The following is a 23137-nucleotide window of genomic DNA, read 5'->3' as shown; positions in this document are numbered from 1 at the left end:
TATGGCACAGGCCGGCCGGCAAAAGAAAGCCCGCTCCTGCCATTTCCGGTTCGCTGACCGAGCCGCTTATCTCCTGATGCCGGTTCCGGCCTCGGGAAGCGTTTCTTGAGCCAATCGCAAAATCGGCGGCAGATGAACTGATTTTAACTGTCAATGCAAAGGCCTGCCACTTATATGGAGCGATGATGATCTTTAAATTGGCAAAACCGCTGGCCTGGCTGCTGCTCGCCTTGATCCTCTTTGTCACGGTTTCGCCGATCGGGCTGAGACCGCATACGGTCACGAGCGTCGATACGGATCGTGGCGGCGCCTACGTTCTCCTCGGCCTCGCCTTCGCGCTCGCCTATCCCAGACAGTGGAAACTGGTGGCCGTGCTGCTGATAACGGGGGCGGTCGCCATCGAATATTTGCAATACTTCACCCCGACCCGCCATCCGCGCCTGCATGACGCCGGCGTCAAGGCTATGGGCGCCGCGCTCGGCCTGCTGGCCGGCTGGGTGATCAACAGATGGCGCGAAACCAGGGCGCCGAATACCCTTCCCGTCGCGGAACGCTGATTATTGCTGCTTAGAAAGCGCGCAGTTGTATCGCCCAGAAAAATAGTGGGACCGCTGCGATCGCGGTTCCCAGAACAAGTGCGACACTGGTTTTGAAGACCCGAATGCGCCGGGCCCTTACCCCACTCCAATCGTAAACCATCGTCTTACTCCCAGAAGACAACACTTACTCCCCTGCCGCGGCGCAATCCTTGCACCGAAAACGCCAGTGTCAAGCAATAACGCGCGCTTTCATGCAATATACAGCATATTCAAACAGGATTATGAACGTGGTGCGGGCGACGGGGATCGAACCCGTATAGCCTAAGGCCGAGGGATTTTAAGTCCCTTGCGTCTACCAGTTTCGCCACGCCCGCTTGCGGCGTTTTCAATATCTCGCGTCATTCGCGATGGGAAGAGCCGCTAGGCGTAAAAATTACGCTTCCGTTTGCCGCCAACAGAGGCCACACCTGACCCAGAAATTGCGCATCTGCGAGGCGACTCTGTCGACCACACTTTTCCACATCATCTTCGAGTGTTTGCAAAGCGGCCGAACGGCGCTACCTATTGACCAGCCTCACATCACGGAACACCCCATGAGCCATGACACCGTCGTCACCGCCGCCATGCTCGCCATCGGCGACGAACTGCTTTCCGGCCGCACCAAGGACAGGAATATCGGCCACCTCGCCGAGCTCCTTACCCTTTCCGGCATCGATCTCAAGGAGGTGCGCATCGTCGCCGACGAGGAAGAGGCGATCGTCGAGGCGCTGAACGTGCTCCGCGCCCGATATGACTATGTTTTCACCTCGGGTGGCATCGGGCCGACGCATGATGACATCACCGCCGATGCGATCGCCAAGGCGTTCGGCCTGCCCTGCGAACATGACGAAGCGGCGATGACGCTGCTTGCCGAGATGTACCGGCGTCGCGAAATGGAATTCACCGAGGCGCGCCAGCGCATGGCGCGCATGCCGCGCGGGGCTGCCCATATCGCCAATCCGGTTTCGACCGCGCCGGGCTTCATCATCGGCAATGTCTATGTCATGGCCGGCGTGCCGCAGGTTTTTCAGGCGATGGTCGACAATGTGCTGCCGACGCTTCGAACCGGCACGCCGGTGCTGTCGCTCGCCATCGCCTGCCCTTACGGCGAAGGCGATATCGGCACGCCGCTTGCCGCCATCCAGAAAGCCCATCCGGACACCAGCATCGGTTCCTACCCCCGTTATATTGGCCAGAAATTCTCGACCGAGATCGTCGTGCGCGGCCGCGCGCAGGCGGCGATCGATGCGGCCGGCGCCGAGGTGCATGCGATGATCGACGCCATCCGCCGGAAAAAGGAGGTCACTGAGAACCATTCCGCCGAGGCGTGAGGACAGTGCGGGAACTGGCCATCCTTGATATCGGTCAAGGAACAGCAGAGAGGTCCGGTGCATTCCTTCCCTCGCGCCAGCCGTTTCAGTGCAAGGAGAATTGATATGTCTTACAAAACCATTCTCGCCATTCTCGATACGAGAGACAATAGCGCCGCCGTTGCCGATTTCGCCTTTGCCATTGCCGCCGAAAACGGCGCTCATGTGATCGGACTGCACGCCGAAAACATCTCCGCCGTGCCGCTGGTGGCGCCGATGGAAATTCCTGATCCGGTCGCCGTGCAGGCGCTGCAGGACATGGCGCATAGCGAAACGACCGCCGTCGAGGCCATATTCCGCGCCAAAGCGCAGGCCGCCGGCACTTCCTTCGAATGGCGCAGCTTTGCCACATCGACCGGCTACGGCTCCGCACCGCTGATCGACAGCGCGCACAGCGCCGATCTTTTGATTGCGTCACAAGCCGATCCGGCCAACCCATCCGACAGCCATGTCGATCTCGACAGTTTCCTCTTCGAAACCGGCCGGCCGGTGCTGATGATCCCCTATATCATCCGCCAGCCGAAGCCGATCAAACGTGTGCTGATCGCCTGGAACGGCTCGAAGGAGGCGGCGCGCGCAACCTTCGACGCGCTGCCGTTCCTGAAGGCGGCCGAGGAGGTCGAGATCCTTTCGGTCGATCCGGCCGAGATGGCGCCGCAATCATCGATGATCCCAGGCGCCGAGATCGCCGCGACACTGGCCCGCCACGGCGTAAGGACGACGCTTTCGACGGCCCGTAGTGTTGATAAGAACACCTCGCATGTCATCGAGAACCGGCTTTCCGACGACAGCATCGATCTCCTCGTGATGGGCGCCTATACCCATTCCTGGCTCTGGCAGATGATCTTCGGCGGCACGACGAGGACCTTGCTGCAATCGATGACGGCGCTGACGCTTCTGTCGCGTTGATCCTCTTGCCGGAATAGTTGGCCGCTCTTGCGTTTTGCCGGCAAATCCCGCTAATTGCGGCGACCGATGAGGGCTTCGAGCCTCGGCCGATCTCGCGCAGTTCCGGCTCGCGCGATTTCTTGTTTTGCCGATCGCCGCCGCAAGCCCGTCCGGTCGCCGGCAAACGGCGTGTCATCTCTATCATGCCGCGGAGCAGCCCGATGTCCCTTCCCGATAAAGCCTTTCCCGTTTCCTGGGATCAGTTCCACCGCGATGCGCGCGCCCTTGCCTGGCGGCTTGCCGGCCTCGACCAGACGTTCAAGGCGATCGTCTGCATCACCCGCGGCGGCCTCGTTCCGGCCGCGATCATCTCGCGCGAATTGAACATCCGCCTGATCGAAACCGTCTGCGTCGCCTCCTATCATGACTATGCCAACCAGGGTGACATGGTGCTGCTCAAGGGAATTGCGCCCGAGCTTGCGGAAAACGGCGGCGAAGGCGTGCTGGTCGTCGACGACCTCACCGATACCGGAAAGACCGCCGCGCAGGTGCGCACCATGCTGCCGAAGGCCCATTTCGCCTGCGTCTATGCCAAGCCGAAGGGCGTGCCGACCGTCGACACCTTCATCACCGAGGTGAGCCAGGATACCTGGATCTATTTTCCCTGGGATATGGGCTTCACCTATCAGGAGCCGATCGCCAAGGGGGCGCGCTGACCGCCACCTCTCGGAGTGCGCCGGCAGCGTCGCCGGCGCAGTTCGACAGCCCCGATATTTCCGGCGAATCGCCATGCGCATTTGCGCCGGAAATGCCATCACAAGATTTGCCGCAGGACGCTTTTTTGTGGTTCCGGCATTTTCCTTAGCCGGCAGCGCCCGCAAGCCATTGTAATTTCAGCGTTCCCCGGCTTTCCCCAATCTTCACAGGCGCATCCACAAGATGTTGTGGTTAGCAATCAATTAAAACCCAGCCCTTGACGGAATCAGCTGTTTCAAACTTTACTGTCCCTGATGTTGCGGCGGCGACAGGACCGGAGGTAACGAGCCCGGTTCCCTTTTGAAAATAGGACGCGGAATGGGGTGCTGCACCGAAAAACGGTTCAGGCCCGACAGGATTTCCGCGCGATTTTCGGCCCCCAAAAAAAGTGACATCGGGACTGGCGATAATAAGCTGTTAATACTATATTTAGTGTTTGCAGCCACCATCACCACAATATACAGGAAGGGCATCTCCGGATGACACCCCTGTCACGATACGGAAACGAGACTGGCTGCACGACTGAATGTGCCGCCGGATAGGAATTTTGCGCCCTGGGGACAGGCGCCAACGCGAGGTCAAGACTATGCGCATCGAACGTCGTTTCACGAAGGCAGGCCAGGGCGCCTATGCGGATATCGAATTCCGCAAGGCGACCAGCGAGATCAAGAACCCCGACGGTTCGATCGTGTTCCGCCTCGAGAATATCGACGTTCCCGCACAGTTCTCCCAGGTCGCGACAGACGTTCTGGCGCAGAAGTATTTCCGCAAGGCCGGCGTCCCCACCCGGCTGAAGAAGGTCGAGGAGAACGACGTTCCTTCCTTCCTGTGGCGCTCCGTTCCCGACGATGCGGCGCTGAAGGCCCTGCCCAAGGACGAACAGACCGGCTCCGAAATCGATGCGCGTCAGGTCTTCGACCGTCTCGCCGGCACCTGGACCTATTGGGGCTGGAAGGGCGGCTATTTCTCTTCGGAAGAAGATGCCGCCGCCTTCAAGGACGAGCTTGCCTATATGCTCGCCACCCAGCGCGTCGCGCCGAACTCGCCACAGTGGTTCAACACCGGCCTGCACTGGGCCTACGGCATCGACGGTCCCGGCCAGGGCCATTTCTATGTCGACCCCTTCACCGGCAAGCTGACCAAGTCCAAGTCTGCCTACGAACATCCGCAGCCGCATGCCTGCTTCATCCAGTCGGTCGAGGACGATCTCGTCAACGAAGGCGGCATCATGGATCTCTGGGTGCGTGAAGCGCGCCTGTTCAAATACGGCTCCGGCACCGGCTCCAACTTCTCGATGCTGCGCGGCGAAGGCGAAAAGCTTTCCGGCGGCGGCCGCTCCTCCGGCCTGATGAGCTTCCTGAAGATCGGCGACCGTGCCGCCGGCGCCATCAAGTCGGGCGGCACGACGCGCCGCGCCGCCAAGATGGTGGTCGTCGATATCGACCATCCCGATATCGAGGAATACATCAACTGGAAGGTCAAGGAAGAGCAGAAGGTCGCGGCCCTCGTCACCGGCTCGAAGATCGTCGCCCGGCACCTGAAGACGATCATGAAGGCCTGCTTCAACTGCGAAGGCGGCGACAATGGCGATTGCTTCGATCCGGCCAAGAACCCTGCCCTGAAGCGCGAAATCCGCGCTGCCAAGAAGGACCAGGTTCCGGAGAATTACGTCCAGCGCGTCATCCAGTTCGCCCGCCAGGGCTACAAGGATCTCGAATTCAAGACCTACGACACGGATTGGGATTCGGAAGCCTATCTCACGGTCTCCGGCCAGAACTCCAACAACTCGGTCTCGATCAAGGACGACTTCCTGCGCGCCGTCGAAAATGACGGCGAATGGAAGCTGACCGCCCGCAAGGACGGCCGGGTGATGAAGACGCTGAAAGCGCGCGATCTCTGGGAAACCATTTCCTATGCCGCCTGGGCCTCGGCCGATCCGGGCATCCACTTCAACACGACGATGAACGACTGGCACACCTCGCCGGCCGGCGGCCCGATCCGCGGCTCGAACCCGTGCTCGGAATACATGTTCCTCGACGACACCGCCTGCAACCTTGCCTCGCTGAACCTCTTGCAGTTCAAGGACAAGGCCACCAAGCGCATCAACATCGCCGATTACGAACATGCCGTTCGCCTGTGGACCGTCGTGCTCGAAGTCTCGGTCATGATGGCGCAGTTCCCGTCGAAGCGCATTGCCGAACTCTCCTACGAATACCGCACGCTCGGCCTCGGCTATGCCAATATCGGCGGCCTGCTGATGTCGTCGGGCATTCCCTACGATTCGGCCGAAGCCCGCGCCATCGCCGGCTCGCTGACCGCGATCATGACCGGCATCTGCTATGCGACCTCGGCCGAAATGGCAGCCGAGCTCGGGCCCTTCCCGAACTTCGCGCCGAACCGTGAAAGCATGCTGCGGGTCATCCGCAACCATCGCCGCGCCGCATATGGCGAAATGTCGGGCTATGAGGCGCTGTCGATCGACCCGGTCGCGCTGATCCATGCGGAAAACCCGGACCAGGATCTCGCCGCCCATGCCAAATCGGCCTGGGACAAGGCGCTCGAACTCGGCGAACAGCACGGCTACCGCAATGCCCAGGTCTCGGTCATCGCGCCGACCGGCACGATCGGTCTCGTCATGGATTGCGACACGACCGGCATCGAGCCCGACTTCGCCCTCGTCAAGTTCAAGAAGCTCGCCGGCGGCGGCTACTTCAAGATCATCAACCGCGCCGTGCCGGAAGCGCTGCGCACGCTCGGCTATTCCGAGAGCCAGATCGCCGAGATCGAAGCCTATGCCGTCGGCCACGGCAACCTGAACCAGGCGCCGGCGATCAACCCGTCGACGCTGAAGGCCAAGGGCTTGACCGACGAGAAGGTGGAAGCCGTCAACGCCGCGCTGAAGAGCGCCTTCGACATCAAGTTCGTCTTCAACCAGTGGACGCTCGGCGCCGACTTCCTGAAGGAGACGCTGAAGGTTTCCGACGAGCAGCTCTCCGACATGAGCTTCAGCCTGCTCGACCATATGGGCTTCTCGAAAAAGGACATCGAAGCCGCCAACATCCATGTCTGCGGCGCCATGACGCTGGAAGGCGCGCCCTTCCTGAAGGCCGAGCACCTGCCGGTCTTCGATTGCGCCAATCCCTGCGGCAAGATCGGCAAGCGCTACCTCTCGGTGGAAAGCCATATCCGCATGATGGCGGCTGCCCAGCCCTTCATCTCCGGTGCGATTTCCAAGACGATCAACATGCCGAACGAGGCGACCGTCGAGGATTGCAAGAACGCCTATCTTCTGTCCTGGAAACTCGGCCTCAAGGCCAACGCGCTCTATCGCGACGGCTCGAAGCTGTCGCAGCCGCTCAATGCCTCGCTGATCGAAGACGAGGACGACGAGGATGCACTGGAGGAACTGCTGCAGGCGCCCGTCGCCGCCCAGGCCGTCACCATCACCGAGAAGATCATCGAGCGGGTGATCGAACGTGTTTCGCGCGAACGCGAGAAGCTGCCGAACCGCCGCCAGGGCTATACCCAGAAGGCCGCCGTCGGCGGGCACAAGGTCTATCTCCGCACCGGTGAATTCGGCGACGGCCGCCTCGGCGAGATCTTCATCGACATGCACAAGGAAGGCGCTGCCTTCCGGGCGATGATGAACAATTTCGCCATCGCCATCTCGCTCGGCCTGCAATATGGCGTGCCGCTCGAGGAATATGTCGAGGCCTTCACCTTCACCAAGTTCGAGCCGGCCGGCATGGTCATCGGCAACGATGCGATCAAGAACGCCACCTCGATCCTCGACTATGTCTTCCGCGAGCTTGCCGTCTCCTATCTCGGCCGTCATGACCTCGCCCATGTCGATACGTCCGATTTCTCCAACACGGCGCTCGGCAAGGGCATCCAGGAAGGCAAGACCAACCTGCTCTCCACCGGCTGGACCCGCGGCTACAAGCCGACGCTGGTTTCCGGCACCGGCGGCGAACGCCAGGCGGGCGAACCAAAAGGTGCTGCCACCGCAGCCCCTGCCCGCGCCGCCTCCACCGGCACCGTAACTGCCTTTGCCGGCAGTGCTGCCCGCAAGCTGGAGCCGACCGTCGCCATCTCCACCTCCGAAATCGTCGCCTTCAAGCGCGATTACGAGGAGCGCGCCAAGGAACTGGCGGAAGAGATCGCCGAAGAGGTGATGGAAGAAATCACGAGCGACGCCACCGCCCTCTTCTCCGACAAGGCGGCAGCCGATGCGGCAACGGCCAAGACCGAAGCCAAAAAGGTGGAAGCCGAACGCCGCCAGCGCTCGATCATGCAGGGGTACACGGGCAACATGTGCTCGGAATGCCAGAACTTCACGATGGTGCGGAACGGCACCTGCGAGAAGTGCGATACTTGCGGGGCGACGAGCGGGTGCAGCTGAGAGAGCCTAAGTAGCGCTCATCCGCAATCATCGCGTTTGAACTCTGACAGCCGACCTTGAGTTGAAGGCCGAGAAAGCCGGGCTGCCACGCCCGGCTTTCTCGTTCACGGTGACCCTTTAGCCGTTGGTCGCGGCCCGGAAGTCACAAAGGCAGGACGTCGAACAGCCGTTTGCTTACCCTCGCCGCCCAAGATGGCTTCACGCTCCCTGCCGCCAGTGGCGACCCAAACGATGGAGCCAGCGGCGAAGGGTAAAACCGGTTGAGCATCGCGTCGCAGACATAGTGCCCCCAATTCGCCAAGCGCTCCGTCTCCCTCGCGCCGAGGAAATGAAGATAGGTGCCGACGTCGGCGGGAACGATCGACGACGGTGGCAGCGTGTAGGATGCGTATGGTTTGAGTTTCGCGTCCTTGCTGTCGATCGACCAATAGACGCCACGCGTTCTCGCGCGCAGGGCCGATTTTGTGAGGTCGTCGAGGCCAAGTATGTCGGCCTGTTTGGCCGCCTTGAAGGCGCCGATCAGGTCTCGCCGCCGCAACGACCTCACCTGATTGTCCGCCGTGTCGAGCACCCGCTTGAGTTGGCTGAAGTAGTTCCAATATCCACGGGTAGAGGACCGCCAAGGCGCGCCGGCGTCGCTGACGAGCAGGCAGTCGCACCGTTTCAGCGCCGGCTCGATGCCGTGATTGTCGTAAACACCGCCGTCGCTCAAGATTGCCCGGCCTGGAGCAACGGCTTCGCCGACCGTGTCGTCGAGTTTTTCCCTCTTCCAGGAAAACTGCGACAGATCCAATCGCAGCGGGGACAACACCGGCGGGAATGCCGCCGAAGCGGTTACCGCGGTTGCGAGCGACAATGCCGGATGAAACGACACGCCGATCCGGTAATCCGCGATATAGCGGTTGGACATGCGGAAGAGCGAACCGGTGCTGAGATTGCTGGCGCAGAAGACGAACCAGGGCGATCCCGGCAGGTCTTTCAGGCTTGGCGACTTTCCGTCGAACAGATGTCGCTCATAGAGTTTGGCGGCTTCCTCCGCCCCGCTCGAGAAGGGATTGAACACGCCTTTCAGGAAGCTCGGAACATCGGCGAATATCTGGCTGAAAGCCAGGATGCGGTCGACATATTCCGTCTTGAAATTGACGGCGACCTCATTCTGAAAGATCAGCCGCGGCCATACATAGGCGAGCAGGCCTGAGGCGATCGATCCGCCTGAGACCGAGGAGATCATATCGAGCTTCGCCAGAAGACCGGCCTCGTTCAGCCTTGCAAGCGATCCCGCATGGAAAAGCATGGCCCGATAGCCACCGCCCGAAAGGCAGAGGCCGAGTTGATAGCGCTCCGCCGGCTTCTCGGGTTCGTCAGATCCAGACAAGGCGCTGTTTTCCTCGGGATGCTCGTCTTCTGACACGCTCGGCCTCATTCAGGAATGTGAGTTTCCCAACATTTCTTCCTCCGGGCAACCACCGGTCGCTCGTCCGCGGACCTGCGCGCTACTTACTTGCCATACCTGCGGGAGTTGGCATCGCATTTGTGCCACGCCCAGTCCATTCCGGCTTCGCCTTCATGGCCGTAACACCAGTCGACGCGATTGAGCAGCGGACCGAGCGCGTCGCGCCGTTTGCAGGCGCGCTCCGTCGCGATGCCGTAACGATCGGTGCTGCCGCGGCAGATGTCGTCCAGTCCTATCCATTGATCTATCAACCGATCCGGCGCCTTGGCTTCCTTGTCCGTGGCGAGCACCTTTCCGGTCTCGGACTCGATCTGCAGAGAGGCCGTGTTCCACACGAAAGAGAATTCCGCCATTCCCGAGGACGTCTTACCCGTGCTCTTGTTTCGGGCAAACCACTCGACTATTCCGGACATCTCGCATTTTCCGGCACAACTGGCAGTCACGGAGCCCGGTTTGACGCTGTAGACGCGCTGCGGCCAGCGTTGGGCGAAGGTCGCCTTGTCCTTTAGCACGACGTCTTTGTCGACCAAGGTTCCGAAGAAGGAGACCTCGTCGGCATAGATGCCCTTCATGAAATCAAGCGCCGAGGCGTTGTCTTTCGACCATTCGTCATTGTATCGGTTGACGAAATCAACCGCTTCCGTGGTCAGGTCGCCGGGTTCGGAGGTCAGGTCGCCGGGTTCGGATGAGGCCACCTCCTCGGAAGCGCTTGGGTCCGATGGCGTGACGGCGGGTGTTGCGCTCACCTCAGGTGCCGGGTCCTGAGGTGGCGGCGCGCTTTCCTGTGGCGAGGGCATGTCCTCAGGCGTGTTGATGTTCCAGTTCCGCATTTCCGCAGCAGTGAGATACCTGATGTCGGTGCTGTCGATCGACAGGCTGAGCTGCAGCAGATTGGGGCTTACCCCCATGTCGGTAAGATATCCGATGATGTCGCCGGTCAGCGATTGAACGGACGAGACTGCCAATTTGTTGTCCATGGGGTCGTCGTCGGATAGGGAAACACGATGCACGCCGATGGAGCCCGGCTCGGCAAACCTTTCGACGCCACCGACGAAGGCGAAGGCGCAGGCCGATGCACATTCCATGGCTCTGATCTGGAGCGTTCTTGCATTCAGCGCGCGGATGGCGCGGCCAAAGCTGATCGCGGCGACCACGTTTCCGCCGGGCGAGTCAAAGCTGATGTAGTCCGCTTGGAACTGCTTGTATTCGTCGACAAGCCTCGTCGGATCGTCGGAGAATTCAAACACGCCCTTTATCACCAGGCCACGCTCTCCCGGCGCGCCTTCCAGACGTTGGTAGGAAATTGCCGCATGCCCCTCTCCGGCCATGGCGACGAACGCCAGCAGCATCGCTGTCAACGAGACGGATTTGCGCATTCTTCCCCAGCCCTCACGCACCTGTATTTCTCCTGTCGTCACTTGCAGCCGGATGATGAAATCAACTGCCCCCGTGAATCCCGGCCGTCCGCGCCCAGCCGACGCCGATTACGGTCTGGAGAACAATCGCTTCGCAGAGAATGTTGATAACTACCCCGGCAGCTTAAGATCAATGCATAACGGGCGATCTTCTGGCAAGCGTCACAATCAGAAGTATTGAGACAAGGTAAATGGTGGTGCTGGCCGGGAAGGATCGCGGTTCACAAGGGGCATCATAGACGTGTGCAATGAATATCGGCTATGTCGCCTGCACCGAAGCATTTGACCAACGAGGCAGTTCGTGACTTCTCCCTATGACAATCACGCCCTCGACCTGACGAGCGACGCCGATTTCTTCTCTCTGCTCACCGGAAGCTACAACCGCATCGTCGGCCGTTACCTTGTCCAGGACGGACAGGGGCCGGACTGGCTTTACAACGACGCTCCTTTCGTCGTCCTCGCCCACAATACCGAGCCCGATCCGCGCTTCATCTACGCGAACCGCACCGCGCAGACCTGCTTCGAATATAGTTGGGATGAATTCATCACGCTGCCGTCGCGGCTTTCGGCCGAGCAGCCGGATCGCGCGGAGCGTCAGCGGCTGCTGGATAGCGTGACCCGCGATGGTTTTGTCGAGGATGGCCGCGGCCTCCGGATCGCGAAATCGGGACGGCGTTTCTGGATCGAGAAGGTGACCGTCTGGCAGCTTATCGACGAAACCGGGACGTGGCTGGGCCAGGCTGCGATCTTCCCTTCGTGGCGGGACGCGTAGGCTCGCCAGCCAGCCGCCTGGCCTCAGGCCGATGCGTTGTACCCACCGGTGACGTCACGACTTCACGCGATCGGGATGCGCCGCCTGGAAGGCCGGCAGTTCGGCGCACATGGCGTCGATCGCGACGATGCGCTTGAAATCCGTGAGATCGACGCCCCAGCGGCGGGCGTTGTAGACTTGAGGCACAAGGCAAAGGTCTGCCATTGTCGGCGTATCGCCGAAGCAGAAGGCTCCGCCGGATTCGCCGATCATCGCTTCCAGTTTGCGCAGTCCGTCGGCGATGAAATGCTTCATCCATTCCTCGCGGGCATCCGCCTTCTCGGTCAGGGTCATGACATGCGACACGACGTGCATGTTGCAGATCGGATGGATGTCCATGGCGACTGCATAGGCCAGCGCCCGCACCTTCTGGCGATCGGTAATATCGGACGGCAGCAATCCATATTGCGGCCGAAGCTCGGCCAGGTATTCGATGATGGCGAGCGACTGCGTCAGAGGCCTTCCATCGATCACCAGGGTCGGCACCAGGCCCTGCGGATTGAGCGCGAGATAGTCCGGCGTCCGATGCGCGCCCTCCAACAGATTGACCGGCACCGTCCTGTAGTCGATCTCCAGCAGGTTGAGGGCGATGCGGACGCGGTAGCTCGCCGACGATCGCCAGTAGTCGTAAAGAACGATCTCGCTCATTGCGGTCCCGCTCCTCCATAGCGTTCGACGGTCTGCTCGATCGCCCCGAAGATCGAATGGCCGGCCCGGTCCTTCATCTCGATGCGGACCTGGTCGCCGAACTGCATGAAGGGGGTCTTCGGCGAACCGGTTTCGATCGTCTCGATCATCCGGATTTCGGCGATGCAGGAATAGCCGTCGCCGCCATCTTCGACCGGCCTGCCCGGGCCGCCGTCCCGCTTGTTGGAAACCGTTCCCGAGCCGATGATCGTCCCGGCCGCGAGATGGCGGGTTTTGGCGGCATGGGCGATCAGCTGGCCGAAATCGAAGGTCATGTCGATGCCGGCATTGGCCTTGCCGAAAGCCTTGCCGTTCAGGCTGACGAGCAGCGGCAGATGCAGCTTGCCGCCATCCCAGGCGTCGGCGAGCTCGTCCGGCGTCACCGCGACCGGCGAAAAGGCCGAGGCGGGCTTCGACTGGAAGAAACCGAAGCCCTTGGCGAGTTCGTCGGGGATCAGGCCGCGCAGCGACACGTCGTTGACGAGCATCACCAGGCGGATGGCGTCGCGCGCCGCCTGCGAGTCCGATCCCATGGCGACGTCGCCGGTAATGACGGCGACCTCGCCTTCCATGTCGATCCCATAAGCCGCGTCGGCCATCACGATCGGATCGCGCGGCGCAAGAAAACTGTCCGAGCCACCTTGATAGATCAGCGGATCGGTCCAGAAGCTTGCCGGCATTTCGGCGCCGCGCGCCTTGCGCACCAGTTCGACGTGGTTGACGTAGGCGGAACCATCGGCCCATTGATAGGCCCGTGGCAGAGGTGACGTAGCGTCATGCTCGTGAAAGCGGAGTGTCGGCTGGGCGCCGGTCTCGATGCCTTCGGCAATCCCTGCAAGTCTCGGCGCCACATGGTCCCAGTCGTCGAGGGCTGCCTGAAGCGTGCGGGCGATATGACCGACTTCCGAGCAGCGGGTCAGGTCGCGGGAAACGACGACGAGGCGGCCGTCCCGGGTGGAGTCCTTTAACGTCGCAAGTTTCATGTTCCAATTCCGATGTTATCACTTGATACCGGGGGTTCCGTCGAACTTGCGTTCCAGCCCGTCCCAGCACTCGAGATAATCGTCCTGCAGCGTTTCCAGCTCGGCGGCGTATTTCGTCAGTTGCTGCGGGTATCGGGTCTCGAACATGAAGGCCATGGTGTGATCGAGCTTCACCGGTTTGAGCTCGACATTGGCTGCCTTTTCGAAGGCGAGCGCATCCGGCCCATGCGGCAGCATCATGTTGTGCAGGCTCATGCCGCCCGGCACGAAACCCTCTTCCTTGGCGTCATACTGTCCATGGATCAGACCCATGAATTCGCTCATGATGTTGCGGTGATACCAGGGTGGGCGGAATGTGTGCTCCGCCACCAACCAGCGCGGCGGAAAGATCACGAAATCGACATTGGCGGTGCCGGCATCCTCGGTCGGCGCGGTCAGCACCGAAAAGATCGACGGATCGGGATGATCGAAGAGGATGGCGCCGACCGGAGAAAATGTCCTGAGATCGTATTTGAACGGGGCATAATTGCCGTGCCAGGCCACGACATCGAGCGGCGAATGGCCGATCTCGGTGACATAGAATTTGCCGCACCACTTCACATGAACGCGGCAAGGCGTTTCCTTGTCCTCGTAGGCGGCGACAGGCGTCTTGAAATCGCGCGGGTTTGCCAGGCAGTTGGCGCCGATCGGGCCACGCTCCGGCAGCGTGAATTTGGCGCCGTAGTTCTCGCATATATAACCACGCCAGGCGGTCTGCTCACCTGATGTGAGGATCTTGAACATCATGCCGCGGGGGATGAGGCATATTTCGGCGGGCTCGACATCCATGATGCCCATTTCGGTGAACACCCTGAGGGCGCCGAGCTGCGGCACGATCAGCAGTTCGCCATCGGCGTTGAAGAAATAGTCGTCGACCATGTCCTCGTTGAAGACATAGGCATGGGCCGACATGCCCACCTGGGTCGTGGCGTCGCCGGCCGTCGTGATCGTCCGCACGCCTTCCAGAAAATTCAATCTTTCGGTCGGCGCAGGGATAGGGTCCCAGCGAAGCTGTCCGAGAGGCAGCGAATGCTCGTCGAGGCAGGGCGCGGTCTTCCAGAGCGGGTAGGAAGCGTTGGAGAAGCGGCGCGTGTGGCGCACGCTCGGGCGAATGCGGTAAAGCCAGGATCTTTCGTTCGTCCCGCGCGGCGCCGTAAACGGCGAGCCGGAAAGCTGCTCGGCATAAAGACCGTAATTGCATTTCTGCGGGCTGTTCTGGCCCTGCGGCAAAGCGCCGGGAAGCGACTCGGTTTCGAAGTCGTTGCCGAAGCCCGGCATATATTTCACCTTGTCTGCCACTGCTGCTTCACCGCCGGAAGCCTGGATCGATGTCTGGTCCATTGCTCAACTCCTCCCCGAAAACTCAAGGCCCGAAAACTCCGGCGCCGCGCGCCCTTCAGACGCACGGGCGCCCGTAGAGTTTACTCCGCTGCGGTCCCGATGACACCACGCTTGATCTGATCGGCCTCGATCGACTCGAAAAGAGCGCGGAAGTTGCCTTCGCCGAACCCCTCGTCACCCTTGCGCTGGATGAATTCGAAGAAGATCGGGCCGATGACGGTTTTCGAGAAGATCTGCAGCAGGATTTTCGTCATGCCGCCATTCACGACACCTTCGCCGTCGATGAGGATGCCGTGTTTCTTCATGCGCTCGATGGGTTCGCTGTGGCCGTTCACACGTTCATGAGACATGTCGTAATAGGTCTCCGGCGGACCCGGCATGAAGCGCAGCCCGTTGTCGGCAAGCCGGTCGGTGGCCCCATAAATATCCTCGGTGCCGACGGCGATGTGCTGGATGCCCTCGCCTCGGTACTTCTTCAGATATTCCTCGATCTGGCTGGTGTCGTCCTTCGATTCATTCAGCGGAATGCGGATCTTGCCGCAGGGCGAGGTGATGGCACGGCTGACCAGACCGGTGATGCGGCCGTCAATATCGAAGAAGTGGATCTGCTTGAAATTGAACAGCTCGCGGTAGAAATCCCACCATTTGTCCATATTGCCGCGGAAGACGTTGTGCGTGAGATGGTCGAGGTAGTAGAAGCCGATCCCCTCAGGGCGCGGGTTACGCTCACCCAACCAATCGAATTCGGCATCGTAGGCCGATCCCTTGGCGCCATAGGTCTCGACGAAATAAAGCAGCGAGCCGCCGATACCTTCAATCGCCGGGACGTCCAGCATCTTGTCATCGCCTTCATAGGGAACGGCGCCTTTCGACACCGCATGGTCGAAGGCGTGTTTGGCGTCGACGACACGCCAGGCCATCGATGCCGCGCAGGGACCGTGCTTTTCGACGAAGCGGGCGGCGTGACTGCCGGGTTCGGCATTGACGACATAGTTGATGTCGCCCTGGCGCCAGACGGTGATGTCTTTCGCCTTATGTCTGGCGACCGCAGCGTAGCCCATGCGTGTGAAGAGTTCGCTGAGCTTCTCCGGCTCGGGATGCGCGAACTCGACGAATTCGAAACCGTCGGTGCCGGCCGGGTTGTCGGCGGTGATCTCCGACGGCGGTGCATCATGCGGGAAAGGACCCATTTTCTCCTCCTGACGATTGGAGTTTGACTGTGCAAAGTGTGGCCCAAAACGCGCGCAAAGTTCTTGCATTCTTTATGCGTGCGGAAGATATTATGCACGGTTCGTGAGTATTTTGGAGATTTTGCGCAATGGATGAACATCTGGACAAATTGGATCTGCGCCTGCTCCAGGAACTGCAAAAGGATGGCAGGCTGACGAATAACGAACTCGGCGATCGCATCGCCCTTTCACCCTCGCAATGCTCGCGCCGCCGCACGCGACTGGAAGCCGAGGGCTATATCCGCAGCTACCGAGCCTATCTCGATCGGGAGAAGCTGGGGCTGGACATGCTGGTGGTCATTTCGGTGACGCTTGCCACCCACAACAGGGATAATGCCCGGCGGTTTTCCCAGCTGATCAACGGGCTGCCGGAGGTTCTCGAAGCCTATGCGCTGACCGGTGAAATGGACTACCACCTGAAGGTCGCGACCCGCGGGCTCGCCGACCTCTCCAAATTCGTCAACGACGTTCTCCTGCCGCACGAATCGGTGCAGCACGTGAAAACCTCGATCGTGCTCGACACGCTGAAGACATTCGAGGGTTTTCCGGTACGCATGCCGGGCAGTTGGCACGGCGACGGCACACGTTGAATGCCGGTCCGCAGAGGACAGGCGTCAGAGCGGCAGTTCGGTCGAAAATTTCAGCTCGCGCAGCACGAAGCTCGAGACCACGGTGCGCACATGCGGGTTGCGCATGAGGTAACGCGTCATGAAGGCTTCGTAGCTTTCCACGTCGCTGGCCCGGATCTTCAACATATAGTCGAAGGCGCCCGACAAGGCGTAGCACTCCATGATCTCCGGCCGTTCCAGCACCACCGAAGCGAAGGACGCGACCGCCTCTTCGTGGTGATCCTCCAGCGTCACATGGGCGATGACGCAGAGTTTGAGGTCGAGTTTGCCGGGATCGAGCAGCGTCACGCGCTTGCGGATAACGCCATCGGCTTCCAGTTCCTGGATCTTCCGCCAGGCGGAGCTCTGCGACATGCCGGCCTTCTCCGCCAGGTCCGCCAGCGACAGGCTGCCATCGGCCTGGATGAGCTTCAGTAGCTTGCGGCGAAAGTTCCCGGTTTCTTTCATTTTCACTCTCTTGATCGAGAATATTTTTCATCACTATGGCGATACGCGGCACAAAAGAAAAGAAAATCCGCCCGGCACGGAGCATAATCGCAGAAATAGCGCCATTCCGGGAGGATCAGCCGATGACCAAAGAAAGCAGCTATACCGCCAAACTGCCCGGCCCGGACGGCCTCTACGACTACAGCCCCGAAGAAGATGCGATCTGGGGCGAACTCTACCGGCGCCAGATGAAGATATTGGCCGACACGGCCTGCCAGGAATATCTGGATGGCGTCAAACTGCTGGGCTTGAAGCCGGAGAAAGTGCCTCAGCTTCTCGATGTGAACAGACGCCTCAACGAGACCACCGGCTTCGGCGTCGAAGGCGTGCCGGCGCTCATTCCGCCCTCGCGCTTTTACGAACTTCTGTCGCAAGGCAAATTCCCGCTCGCCACCTTCCTGCGCCGCCGCGAACATATCGACTATATCGAGGAACCGGACCTGTTTCATGAAGTCTTCGGCCACTGCCCGCTGCTGACCAATCAGAGTTATGCCAATTTCGTCCGGCATTTCGGCGAAACGGCCATGCGCCTCGGCAAAGGCTATTCATGGCACCTGTTCCGGATTTTCTGGTTCACGGTCGAATTCGGCCTGATCAATACGCCGCAAGGCCGCCGCTGCTTCGGCGCCGGCATCGTCTCATCGCCGAGTGAGGCGAAGGCGGCAACGGAAGGCACGGCCTGCGAATTCCGGCCGTTCGATTTGTTGAGCGTTCTCAGGACGCCCTACCGCATCGATATCCTGCAGCCGATCTATTACGTCATAGACAGCTTCGCCGATCTGGAAGCGATCGTGGAGCAGGATATCGGCGGCACGATCCTCAAGGCGAAATCGCTAGGTGATTTTGCCCCGGCTTTCGAGGCCAAGGCATCGTAATCGCTGACACGGCGGAGCTCGGTGGATTGCGGGCCGGCGCCTCACTTCGGAGCGGCCGGGCTGCGATTGACGAAATCGACCAGGACGCCCGGCTTGACCATGCCGGCCAGTTCTTCGGCGTCCCAATTCGTCAGCCGCACGCAACCATGCGAGCCGACCTTGTCGATGAGCTTGGGCTCCGGCGTCCCATGGATTCCATAGGTCGGCTCGGTCAGATCGATCCAGACGCTGCCGACCGGCCCGTTCGGCCCCTTCGGGATCGTCAGGACCTTGTCGTTCTTTCCCTGCTTGAAGTTGCGCTTCGGGTCATATCGGTAGACCGGCATTCTCGCGACGCCCTTGACCTTGTGCTTTCCTGAGGGCGACGGATTGTCTTTGCTGCCGATCGTCGCGGGATAGACGGCCAGCAAAGATCCGTCCTCGGCATAGGCCAGCACCTGGCCTATCTTCTTGTCGGCCTCGATCTTCTTGACCTTGCCCTCCCTTGCGGGGCCGGGGTCGACGACCCACACCGTGTCTCCAGGTGAAAACTGGGAAGCCGGGTTGAGCGCGTTTAACAGATCGAGACCCATATGAAAGCGTTCGGACAACTTCTCCGCAACGCTGGTATAGCCGAGGCTCTGCATTTTTGCCTTCTCGCCGTAATCCTCAGGGATCGTCTCGACGAGACCCGTGGCGTCCTCGGGCGAGACGACGTAGCTTCGGACGATGGCGGCATTGTCTTCCAGGCGGGAAACGACCTCAGGATCCGGCCTGCCGTCGACAGGAAGCTTGTTCATGGCCTCGAAGCCGGCCACGGCCTTATTGACGTTCTCCCCGGACAGGCCGTCGATCACGCCGGGAGATGAACCCGCCCGGTCGAGCAGGACCTGAAGACGGACGATCGCCGGCTCCGGATCTGCGGGCGACGGCTTTGCCGTCTCGATGTCGGCAATCGCGGCGGCATTGATCGCTTCGGGTCGGAGATCCCGCGCGGCGGCGCCGCCAACGGAGATGGCCAGCGCGAGCAGCGACATCGGCAGGGTTGTTTTCATGGACGACAAATGGCCGACGTGGGAATTTGTTCCCACGCGGACTGCGCACACCCCGGACTGCCTCTGCGGCCGGTCCGGCCCCTTGCGACAGCTGCGGTCACGGCGTCTTCGCGCGCGTCCTGGCCTCGCGTGATCTTGCCGCGCGGCGGGCGGGCCTCAGCTCTTCGATCGTCGGCAGCCACCATCTGGCACCTTGAAGGGGCGGTGTTTTTGCCGGCCACGTACGGACAAGCTCTTCGAATGTCGGCGCCCGCCAATATCCCCAGAGATCATCCTCGTTGACGCCGGGATAGACGTCCGCAACGGGGTGGGGATCGACCAGTTCGCCGGTGATTTCAGTAAACACGACGATCCCATAGGAGGTGGCCACCGGACGCCCTATCGGCGGCAAGTCGCCGGCGGCAAGCGGGTAACGATGGCGCTTTCGCTCAGTCGAGCGAAGCCTGCTGCGCAGATCCTGTTCGCTCCCCTTGCGCTCCTCGGCGCGCCGTCGTCTCTCCTCCGGCTCGTTTCTACGAGCCGCCGCTTCGATATGAGGCCATCGGCGTCTCAAATCCTCATAGGACCGGAAGGGGACATGCCATAAGCGAAGGTCGCCGTCCCACCGCGAGAACGGCACTTCGCGCAATTCGTCGACGACTGTCTTCGAATAGGGTGTGCGGATTCGAAAACCTGCCTTGCCAAGTTCAAGATATGGACTGTCGATCGGATCGAAGGCGAAGGCATCGCGCCCCTTCGCATCCGCATGCGCGTCGGCCTCGGCCTCCAGCTCGGCCAGCCATCGTCCGATGCGGCGGGATGCCGTGCTGCCGGGAACGAACCAGGCCTTGCGATCATCGCTCCAGCGGGCGCGGGGGAAGCGTCTTCGGAATTGCTCGACAGTCATCCTGTCGTAGGGAAAGGAAACATCCGCGCCGGGCTTTCGATCGTCTTCGCCGGAGGGCGCCGCGTCGGGAGATTTTGTTTCGGTCATGCGAGGAGAACGCTTGCGCACCGGGATCGGTTTCCAGCGCAGTGGGCCGCCGTACAGGTCATATTGAAAGGGTTACAGCCCCGTCATTGCCAGGGCCGAAGCTAGTGAACCGTCCTCGACGGCTTTTCCGGGCGGGAAATGTTATGCAGCGTCGCCATGAGCTTTTCGAACTCGTTCAGAACCCGATTGAACTCGGCGTCCTGCATGGTGACGATTTCCGATATCGTCGAGGAGACCGATGCAATAAGCTTGTCGATCCAGACACAGCGATCGGCCGGCACGTTTCCGAGAACCTCCTGACGCAGCGTCTTCAGCTCACGAAGGATGCGCATGATAAGGGCTCCCCGCTCCGCCCTGCTCAGGAACGGAAGCCTTGTCTGCGCCTGGTGGATTTCTGCTATCAGCGTCGTCGCCATCCCCACTCTCCGCCCTCAAATACAACCGGATATCACAACCGGTACGATTACAACACGGACTTTAGTCTGGCCTGCCCGCTTGGCGCGATTTCGTACGCCTCGCCCCGGCCATGGTTAGTTGCTGGTCGCGACCAGATCCGACATGTCGCAGCTTCGCCGCGGTCCGTCCCAGGGTTGATAGCTATTGTCTTCCGACCGGTATGATCGATAGCGAGCGGCGCATCGGGCAGCTGCCTGCGCATTCACTTTCGTACCGCCGCCTTCATCGCTTTCGGCGATATTCTGCCGAAACGGCGAAGAGCATTCGCGGGTCTCGCCGCTATAGGATCGGTAGCTATTGGTCGCCGGATCGAAGGAGCGGTAGCGCTGCTCACACCAGGCGAGATGCTGGAGGGACAATTCTGGCTGCGGCGTCTGCAGTTCGCTCGACGCGCGAGCGGGCAGCACCGTTGTCCTTGACGCCACGGTCGCCGGCGCTTCGGTGACATAGCTGGAATAGAGCGGGGCAATTCGTTCATAGCGCTGTTGCCGAGGATCGATTTTCACCGGGCTCGCCGTCCATAGATCGCCCGCGGCCAATTCCGGGACCGCGTGCGGTTCGGAATCCGCCACGACGTGCGAGGCAACCGATGCCGCGGCCATACAGGCGCCAACCGAACTGACGATGCCGAAGGCGACGGATGCAATGGCGTTCATTGGCCCGCCCCCTGCTGCTGTGCCTGGGGAACCCAAACGCGCGGCCCGGCACTGCTGTGGCCGCCGGTGGCGACAAGCGCGGCGAGAATGCCGGCGATTGCGAGCAGGATGGCGATCAGCGGCACGGCCAGGCCAGCGGATTTTTCTTCGGAATAGATCATGGTCCTTCTCCCTGGTCCCGGCGGCACAGACTGCCGCCGGGCGCCGCGGCGCTCTACGCCGCGATGATGTAGACGATGGTGAACGACGAGGGATCGACGATGACGATCCGGCCGTCCGCCAGGATGAAGAAACGATAGGCCTTGTACTGCGGTACGATCTCGACGATCCGCGGCGGCAGCGGTTCGAGCCTGATCTTCTTCGGGATGGTGGTACCAACCGAGACCGTAAAATCCGCCTCCCGAACCGGCTCGACGTGAACCTCCTTCACGACGCTGCGGATTTCCGTCTGCTGCTCGACCGAGATGTTCACGTTGGTGGTGGTGTTCGTCTGGGTCTTGCTGCTGTCGACCGAGGTGTTGCTGTTCGACTGGGTCTCGGTCGAACCGCCGGAAGACTTCGCCTCGCCCGACTTCTGGGTTTCGCCGGAGCCGGTCGATGTGCCGGCGTCCTTGCTGCCGGCAGGCTGCTGGCTTTCCGTCGAAGGTTGGCCGGGATCGGTCGTCTTCGGGCTGTCCGAAGTTCCACCGGAGCCGGCTTCGCCGGAGCCTCCGCTCTGTGTCTTCGCATCCGACTGCGTCTTCGCGCCGGGCTCGGTCGCCTGGCCAGAGGATCCATCCGTGGTGGTTCCAGAGGATGCACCCGACGAGCTTCCGCCGGAGCTGGAAGGCTGCTGCGTACCCTGCCCAGTCGCTGTACCCGGGTCAGTCGCTGTGCCCGGGTCAGTCGCTGTGCCCGTGCCGCCCGGCGCGGCGGCGCCCGCATCCGGCTGCTCAGTCGCAGCGCCGCCGGACTGGCCGCTTTGAGCGGCACCCTTCTTCGGAATGATCGGCGCATCCTGCGCCGAGGCGGAGATGAGGCCAACCGGCGAAACGCCGATCGAGAGTGCCGTCATCAGGACGGCAAATGTCTTGGTCTTCATAACTATCTCTCTGCTTTTTTCGGCCGCACGACGACGCTGCCGTCCATCGTGCGGCTGGTTCTGAAAGATGATTTTCGGAAGCAAGACGCGGCAGAGCCGCGTGTACGATCAGGTCACTTGATAACCTGGATCACCTTGCGAGACGACGGTTCGACTATGACACGCTGGTCATTGACCACCGCGTAAGCATATGTCGGGTCGTCCGGGATGGGCGTCACGACGACCGTTTCCGGCAACGGCTGGCCGACGACAACTTTTTCCTTCACGACCACGCGCGTCGACGGTGCCGGAGCTTCGCGGACATAGGTGACGACCTTTTGCGGCGGCGGATCGATCGCCGTGCCGACAACTGCGCCGGCAACGCCGCCGATGGCAGCGCCGGCGGGACCACCGACGATCGCTCCTGTGACCGCGCCGCCGGCCGCGCCGTTGACGGTCGAGGACTGGGCGAATGCGACGCCCGACATCAGGGACACGGCAGTTGCCGCGCCGGCAATAAGCTTCAAGAGCATATTTTCCTCCTTCTGTTTCAACACGGCCTTCGCGACCGCTGGCAGACCAACTAGCTGCGCACCGGGTCGTTCCAGCTCTCGGACCTCAGTCTGAGGGGGCCCGGCCCTAGGTCCGAAACCCATTTCAATAATCGTTGCCGGCGCTATTTAAGGATTGCAGGGGCTCCGCGTTGTGGGCATGGCAGGAGACTGAGGGAGATGACACGATCCAACCGCCGGGAAGCTGGACGCAGGCGCCTGGCGATGCGCCTGCCGCAGATACGGACGCTGATCATGGAGGCGCGCGAGCCCTGGCAACTCGAGCTTTTCGAGGCCTATCAGATGGCGGTCGAAGCACGCGATCGTCTTCGGCGGCGACGGTTCAATCTGAAGCTGGTGCGGGAATATGACGAGACCTGTATCGAGATCGAGCAGCACGTCATCGACGCGATGCACGAACCCTCCCGTACAAACTACTCTATGGTCCCTTAACCAAAGCCTCCG

At 61.2% G+C, this 23137-nt stretch carries 23 protein-coding genes and 1 tRNA gene; 9 read left to right on the top strand and 15 right to left on the bottom strand.

The window, feature by feature from the left end; genetic code table 11:
• The first annotated feature begins 182 nt into the window (after nt 1-182).
• On the top strand, nt 183-557 hold the full coding sequence (locus CO671_RS17570) for a VanZ family protein (RefSeq protein ID WP_097606995.1): 375 nt from the start codon (nt 183-185) through the stop codon (nt 555-557).
• A 270-nt stretch (nt 558-827) separates the two neighbouring features.
• Here CO671_RS17570 and CO671_RS17565 read toward each other — a convergent pair.
• A tRNA-Leu gene (locus CO671_RS17565) sits at nt 828-913 on the bottom strand.
• Between the two features lie 219 nt (nt 914-1132).
• On the opposite strand from CO671_RS17565, the gene CO671_RS17560 reads away from it, so the two are divergent.
• From CO671_RS17560 to CO671_RS17545, 4 genes are all read left to right on the top strand, one after another.
• Nucleotides 1133-1909, top strand: coding sequence for a competence/damage-inducible protein A (locus tag CO671_RS17560; RefSeq protein WP_097606994.1), 777 nt, complete (start codon nt 1133-1135; stop codon nt 1907-1909).
• A gap of 105 nt (nt 1910-2014) precedes the next feature.
• Nucleotides 2015-2857 carry a universal stress protein gene (locus CO671_RS17555; RefSeq protein ID WP_097606993.1) on the top strand — a complete coding sequence of 281 codons (843 nt, stop codon included), beginning with the start codon at nt 2015-2017 and terminating at the stop codon, nt 2855-2857.
• Between the two features lie 200 nt (nt 2858-3057).
• Nucleotides 3058-3552, top strand: coding sequence for a xanthine phosphoribosyltransferase (gene gpt / locus CO671_RS17550; RefSeq protein ID WP_010026679.1), 495 nt, complete (start codon nt 3058-3060; stop codon nt 3550-3552).
• Between the two features lie 626 nt (nt 3553-4178).
• A complete protein-coding gene (locus tag CO671_RS17545) occupies nt 4179-7994 on the top strand; it encodes a vitamin B12-dependent ribonucleotide reductase (protein ID WP_097606992.1) in 3816 nt (1271 codons plus the stop codon).
• A gap of 142 nt (nt 7995-8136) precedes the next feature.
• Here the strand turns inward: CO671_RS17545 and CO671_RS17540 are convergent, their stop codons facing one another.
• Entirely contained in the window at nt 8137-9405 is a 1269-nt protein-coding gene (locus CO671_RS17540) for a patatin-like phospholipase family protein (protein ID WP_097607128.1), read from the bottom strand.
• An 86-nt stretch (nt 9406-9491) separates the two neighbouring features.
• Complete coding sequence (locus CO671_RS17535; RefSeq protein WP_097606991.1) at nt 9492-10844, bottom strand: hypothetical protein; 1353 nt, start codon at nt 10842-10844, stop codon at nt 9492-9494.
• 319 nt (nt 10845-11163) lie between these two features.
• On the opposite strand from CO671_RS17535, the gene CO671_RS17530 reads away from it, so the two are divergent.
• Nucleotides 11164-11634, top strand: coding sequence for an MEKHLA domain-containing protein (locus tag CO671_RS17530; RefSeq protein ID WP_097606990.1), 471 nt, complete (start codon nt 11164-11166; stop codon nt 11632-11634).
• Nucleotides 11635-11688: 54 nt separating this feature from the next.
• Here CO671_RS17530 and maiA read toward each other — a convergent pair whose 3' ends face one another.
• The 4 genes from maiA to hppD all read right to left on the bottom strand — a co-directional run bounded on the left by maiA (nt 11689) and on the right by hppD (nt 15913).
• Nucleotides 11689-12321: a maleylacetoacetate isomerase gene (maiA, locus tag CO671_RS17525; RefSeq protein WP_097606989.1), complete on the bottom strand. Its 633-nt coding sequence runs from the start codon at nt 12319-12321 to the stop codon at nt 11689-11691.
• The gene (locus CO671_RS17520; RefSeq protein WP_097606988.1) at nt 12318-13343 is read right to left on the bottom strand and encodes a fumarylacetoacetate hydrolase family protein; all 1026 of its coding nucleotides are present in this window, start codon (nt 13341-13343) and stop codon (nt 12318-12320) included. The genes maiA and CO671_RS17520 overlap by 4 nt, the downstream gene beginning before the upstream one ends.
• Before the next feature lie 18 nt (nt 13344-13361).
• Nucleotides 13362-14723: a homogentisate 1,2-dioxygenase gene (gene hmgA / locus CO671_RS17515; protein ID WP_097606987.1), complete on the bottom strand. Its 1362-nt coding sequence runs from the start codon at nt 14721-14723 to the stop codon at nt 13362-13364.
• A gap of 80 nt (nt 14724-14803) precedes the next feature.
• On the bottom strand, nt 14804-15913 hold the full coding sequence (hppD, locus tag CO671_RS17510; protein ID WP_097606986.1) for a 4-hydroxyphenylpyruvate dioxygenase: 1110 nt from the start codon (nt 15911-15913) through the stop codon (nt 14804-14806).
• Nucleotides 15914-16041: 128 nt separating this feature from the next.
• Between hppD and CO671_RS17505 the strand changes: the two genes are divergently transcribed.
• Complete coding sequence (locus CO671_RS17505) at nt 16042-16542, top strand: Lrp/AsnC family transcriptional regulator (RefSeq protein ID WP_097606985.1); 501 nt, start codon at nt 16042-16044, stop codon at nt 16540-16542.
• A 24-nt stretch (nt 16543-16566) separates the two neighbouring features.
• Here CO671_RS17505 and CO671_RS17500 read toward each other — a convergent pair whose 3' ends face one another.
• Nucleotides 16567-17028: an Lrp/AsnC family transcriptional regulator gene (locus CO671_RS17500; RefSeq protein ID WP_010030248.1), complete on the bottom strand. Its 462-nt coding sequence runs from the start codon at nt 17026-17028 to the stop codon at nt 16567-16569.
• 122 nt (nt 17029-17150) lie between these two features.
• On the opposite strand from CO671_RS17500, the gene CO671_RS17495 reads away from it, so the two are divergent.
• Nucleotides 17151-17942 carry a phenylalanine 4-monooxygenase gene (locus CO671_RS17495; RefSeq protein ID WP_097606984.1) on the top strand — a complete coding sequence of 264 codons (792 nt, stop codon included), beginning with the start codon at nt 17151-17153 and terminating at the stop codon, nt 17940-17942.
• A 41-nt stretch (nt 17943-17983) separates the two neighbouring features.
• Here CO671_RS17495 and CO671_RS17490 read toward each other — a convergent pair whose 3' ends face one another.
• The 7 genes from CO671_RS17490 to CO671_RS17465 form a co-directional block, all read right to left on the bottom strand.
• Nucleotides 17984-18976, bottom strand: coding sequence for a L,D-transpeptidase (locus tag CO671_RS17490; protein WP_097606983.1), 993 nt, complete (start codon nt 18974-18976; stop codon nt 17984-17986).
• A 97-nt stretch (nt 18977-19073) separates the two neighbouring features.
• The gene (locus CO671_RS17485; protein ID WP_097606982.1) at nt 19074-19949 is read right to left on the bottom strand and encodes a hypothetical protein; all 876 of its coding nucleotides are present in this window, start codon (nt 19947-19949) and stop codon (nt 19074-19076) included.
• 101 nt (nt 19950-20050) lie between these two features.
• Nucleotides 20051-20365, bottom strand: a complete 315-nt coding sequence (locus CO671_RS17480) for a hypothetical protein (protein WP_097606981.1) — start codon at nt 20363-20365, stop codon at nt 20051-20053.
• A gap of 114 nt (nt 20366-20479) precedes the next feature.
• Complete coding sequence (locus CO671_RS17475) at nt 20480-21061, bottom strand: BA14K family protein (RefSeq protein WP_097606980.1); 582 nt, start codon at nt 21059-21061, stop codon at nt 20480-20482.
• Nucleotides 21058-21222, bottom strand: coding sequence for a hypothetical protein (locus CO671_RS33770; RefSeq protein WP_010029342.1), 165 nt, complete (start codon nt 21220-21222; stop codon nt 21058-21060). Before CO671_RS33770 ends, CO671_RS17475 begins: the two co-directional genes overlap by 4 nt.
• A 53-nt stretch (nt 21223-21275) precedes the next feature.
• On the bottom strand, nt 21276-22142 hold the full coding sequence (locus CO671_RS17470) for a DUF1236 domain-containing protein (protein WP_097606979.1): 867 nt from the start codon (nt 22140-22142) through the stop codon (nt 21276-21278).
• 113 nt (nt 22143-22255) lie between these two features.
• The gene (locus tag CO671_RS17465) at nt 22256-22654 is read right to left on the bottom strand and encodes a DUF1236 domain-containing protein (protein WP_097606978.1); all 399 of its coding nucleotides are present in this window, start codon (nt 22652-22654) and stop codon (nt 22256-22258) included.
• A 198-nt stretch (nt 22655-22852) separates the two neighbouring features.
• Here CO671_RS17465 and CO671_RS17460 point away from each other — a divergent pair, with 198 nt between their 5' ends.
• Nucleotides 22853-23125: a hypothetical protein gene (locus CO671_RS17460; protein ID WP_010030741.1), complete on the top strand. Its 273-nt coding sequence runs from the start codon at nt 22853-22855 to the stop codon at nt 23123-23125.
• Nucleotides 23126-23137: the final 12 nt, after the last annotated feature.

This window comes from Rhizobium sp. M10 (assembly GCF_002531955.1).
Lineage (GTDB): Bacteria > Pseudomonadota > Alphaproteobacteria > Rhizobiales > Rhizobiaceae > Rhizobium > Rhizobium etli_C.
The sequence above is the reverse complement of the archived record's forward strand: the minus strand, read 5'-3'. Positions and strand labels throughout refer to the sequence as shown.

Excerpts from the sequence above, each read along its gene's own strand:
- CO671_RS17475 (WP_097606980.1), bottom strand. The coding sequence starts at position 21,061 with ATGAACGCCATTGCATCCGTCGCCTTCGGCATCGTCAGTTCGGTTGGC.
- gpt (WP_010026679.1), top strand. The coding sequence starts at position 3,058 with ATGTCCCTTCCCGATAAAGCCTTTCCCGTTTCCTGGGATCAGTTCCAC.
- CO671_RS17520 (WP_097606988.1), bottom strand. The coding sequence starts at position 13,343 with ATGAAACTTGCGACGTTAAAGGACTCCACCCGGGACGGCCGCCTCGTC.
- CO671_RS17480 (WP_097606981.1), bottom strand. The coding sequence starts at position 20,365 with ATGGCGACGACGCTGATAGCAGAAATCCACCAGGCGCAGACAAGGCTT.
- CO671_RS17505 (WP_097606985.1), top strand. The coding sequence starts at position 16,042 with ATGGATGAACATCTGGACAAATTGGATCTGCGCCTGCTCCAGGAACTG.
- CO671_RS17500 (WP_010030248.1), bottom strand. The coding sequence starts at position 17,028 with ATGAAAGAAACCGGGAACTTTCGCCGCAAGCTACTGAAGCTCATCCAG.
- CO671_RS17460 (WP_010030741.1), top strand. The coding sequence starts at position 22,853 with ATGACACGATCCAACCGCCGGGAAGCTGGACGCAGGCGCCTGGCGATG.
- hppD (WP_097606986.1), bottom strand. The coding sequence starts at position 15,913 with ATGGGTCCTTTCCCGCATGATGCACCGCCGTCGGAGATCACCGCCGAC.
- maiA (WP_097606989.1), bottom strand. The coding sequence starts at position 12,321 with ATGAGCGAGATCGTTCTTTACGACTACTGGCGATCGTCGGCGAGCTAC.
- CO671_RS17555 (WP_097606993.1), top strand. The coding sequence starts at position 2,015 with ATGTCTTACAAAACCATTCTCGCCATTCTCGATACGAGAGACAATAGC.
- CO671_RS17485 (WP_097606982.1), bottom strand. The coding sequence starts at position 19,949 with ATGACCGAAACAAAATCTCCCGACGCGGCGCCCTCCGGCGAAGACGAT.
- CO671_RS17470 (WP_097606979.1), bottom strand. The coding sequence starts at position 22,142 with ATGAAGACCAAGACATTTGCCGTCCTGATGACGGCACTCTCGATCGGC.
- CO671_RS17495 (WP_097606984.1), top strand. The coding sequence starts at position 17,151 with ATGACCAAAGAAAGCAGCTATACCGCCAAACTGCCCGGCCCGGACGGC.
- CO671_RS17465 (WP_097606978.1), bottom strand. The coding sequence starts at position 22,654 with ATGCTCTTGAAGCTTATTGCCGGCGCGGCAACTGCCGTGTCCCTGATG.
- CO671_RS33770 (WP_010029342.1), bottom strand. The coding sequence starts at position 21,222 with ATGATCTATTCCGAAGAAAAATCCGCTGGCCTGGCCGTGCCGCTGATC.
- CO671_RS17570 (WP_097606995.1), top strand. The coding sequence starts at position 183 with ATGATGATCTTTAAATTGGCAAAACCGCTGGCCTGGCTGCTGCTCGCC.
- CO671_RS17490 (WP_097606983.1), bottom strand. The coding sequence starts at position 18,976 with ATGAAAACAACCCTGCCGATGTCGCTGCTCGCGCTGGCCATCTCCGTT.
- CO671_RS17560 (WP_097606994.1), top strand. The coding sequence starts at position 1,133 with ATGAGCCATGACACCGTCGTCACCGCCGCCATGCTCGCCATCGGCGAC.
- CO671_RS17545 (WP_097606992.1), top strand. The coding sequence starts at position 4,179 with ATGCGCATCGAACGTCGTTTCACGAAGGCAGGCCAGGGCGCCTATGCG.
- hmgA (WP_097606987.1), bottom strand. The coding sequence starts at position 14,723 with ATGGACCAGACATCGATCCAGGCTTCCGGCGGTGAAGCAGCAGTGGCA.